At 41.9% G+C, this 270-nt stretch carries 1 pseudogene; it reads right to left on the reverse strand.

Going from position 1 to position 270, the window contains the following annotated elements:
* Window positions 1–183: pseudogene (locus tag KVT27_RS24770) on the reverse strand (sugar ABC transporter permease); the annotation flags it as partial.
* Window positions 184–270 lie beyond the last annotated feature (87 nt).

Consider the following 270-nt stretch of genomic DNA (forward strand, 5'->3'; position numbering starts at 1 on the left):
ATTGACATCTTGAAAGAGGTTGATAAAATTCTTAAAGCCTATAAAATCGTACCCTTCGCTATACCCATCCCAATTCGTGAATGCGTAATAAATGCCTTGCAGCGCAGGAAAGGTATGAAAAGCGAAAAACAGGAGCAATGCTGGAATTGCCATACTGTAAAACGCCGCTTTTTTTGAAACCATGATGAACCTCCTTTAATAAATAGGGAGAGAGCACCTTACGGCGCTCTCTTCTATGTGTGTCGGCGCTTACTTGCGGTTAGCAACTTT

This window comes from Lysinibacillus sp. GbtcB16 (assembly GCF_019091145.1).
Taxonomy (GTDB): domain Bacteria; phylum Bacillota; class Bacilli; order Bacillales_A; family Planococcaceae; genus Lysinibacillus; species Lysinibacillus fusiformis.